The following is a 2,025-nucleotide window of genomic DNA, read 5'->3' as shown; positions in this document are numbered from 1 at the left end:
CCCTGTATCAGAAGTCAGCAAGCTGACAAAAAAAAGGGATATGCCAACGGATTTACCGTTGATCATATCCTGACATTCTCTTTACCAAATAAAATAATTTTGTTTATTAAAATCCCATTTTGCGACAACTTCTTCCGCAGCTTCCATTTGCTCTTTGGTGTAATCTTCATCGCCAACATGAACTAAATCACCATTTTCAACATCTTCAAGTTTCAAATCTTGCTTAATTTGCTTTAATAATCCACCATAGCTGATTTGTCGTGTTCCAGCTAAGGCATACTCCAAATTTTTAATCACCACCAAATTACGCTCATCATCAGCCGTCATATAATCAGCTGATTTTACCTCGTATTTCGCCGTTTCTTCGGCACTAGCTTGCAAAGAGTCAGTTCCTTTGCGTTTGTTAGCTTTAACAGCCTGCACATGCACCACAGGCTCATAATCAACTTTTAAAGCTCTTTGCCATAATTTTGCCCATTCTGCTTGTGCTAAATAATTATTTGAATTCTTAAAATAACTACTTTTCACAAAAACCAAAACATGTAAATGCTGATTATATGACCCATCTTGTTCATTAACGGTAATTTCCGTTGAACGTAAATAACCCAATAAATTTTTAGTCACTTTTTTATAACGAGTTAGCTTATTAAAGGCTTTAGTCAAAGCTCTTAAAGACACTTTTAACTCCTCTGCTGAATGAGCGTTTTTAACGGTTAAAGTTAAAAACAAAAACCGTCCTTTAGGCTCTCTTGCAACTGCTTCCGCAATAATTTGTTTTAATTGGCTCGAATTTTTCATGCTCTTTCTCCAATTACACAATGGACATAATCGTTTATGACAAAACCACGTTTGATAAAGTTTTAAGTGCTCGCCAATCTTACGAAAACGCAAAACTTCACCACAACCCCGTACATCATGTGCCCGTTTAAATTCTAAGATTGCCAAATATTCAGCATAACGAACATTTTCAATCTTCCGTTCTCGCCAAGGTCTAACTTTGCCATTTTCAGTTTTATCTTCAAAAATTTCTGACATAAAAAGCTCCTTCCGCTTTACCACGTGAAGGAGCTGACTATCTTTTTCAATAAGCTTATAACCTTGACACCAAAGGCTTTTACACCTAAAATAAAGGCTACAAATGAAAAAGATAAACAACTCACGTGCTCGGACGCCAATCGGAGATTTTCACGTGGGTTTTTATTTTGTCTTTCTTTCAACCAATTTATAACCCTAATAATACACCGAAAACCTATAAAATCAAGGAATACAAGCCTAATCAAGCCTAATCAAGCTTGATTTTAAAAAACTAGTTGTTGCTAATAGTATCAAGATAAGAAGAAAGCGACAAAAAACGTCGCTTTCAAAACCCAAAAAGACAGATCAGCAAAAACCGCTGAACTGTCTTTTTTTAAAACCGTGGCTTTCAGCCACACCGACCAGCTGAGCCAGCTGGAGCGCAACGCTTGCCGCCGCTGGGCTCGAGGAAACAATGGCTTGTTTCCTAGGACATAAGGCTCTTGGGTTGAGTAAAGTCAGTCAACTCCTTAAAGCCTCCAAGAGGGGCTAATATCGCCTGTAAGGCTCAATAAGCCCCTCTAAGTCGATTTACCGTTGACAGACAGTTAGATAGCTCACTGTTAGCTAAAATCGCTTAAAACGCAAATAAGAGCCTTTAAAATTAACGTTCAAAAATAAAAAAGTTCGAAGGAGCTAGCGACTGAACTTATTTATTTTTGAATGTTCCAAACTGACGCAAGTCAGTTACGTTTGAGCAACGCGAAATCTGATGCAGGTTTTGATGGGTTTAGCACAACACAACTTCATGTTGTGTGTAAGTGCGCATTGTCTTATATTTCGCCAATGACAAAATTCGAAAATATTAGTTCAATGTTCAATGTTCAATGTTCAATGCGCACTTACACTCCAAATAAATTGGAGTAATGCTAAACCCTGTATCAGAAGTCAGCAAGCTGACAAAAAAAAGGGATATGCCAACGGATTTACCGTTGATCATATCCTGACATT

1 protein-coding gene is annotated in these 2,025 nt (G+C 37.4%); it reads right to left on the bottom strand.

From position 1 onward, the window contains the following. Positions 1–81: 81 nt before the first annotated feature. Positions 82–1,035, bottom strand: coding sequence for a protein rep (locus EKM63_RS11220; RefSeq protein ID WP_015061685.1), 954 nt, complete (start codon positions 1,033–1,035; stop codon positions 82–84). Between the last annotated feature and the right edge of the window lie 990 nt (positions 1,036–2,025).

The organism is Companilactobacillus mishanensis, assembly GCF_003946505.1.
GTDB classification, from domain to species: domain Bacteria; phylum Bacillota; class Bacilli; order Lactobacillales; family Lactobacillaceae; genus Companilactobacillus; species Companilactobacillus mishanensis.
The sequence above is the reverse complement of the archived record's forward strand: the minus strand, read 5'-3'. Positions and strand labels throughout refer to the sequence as shown.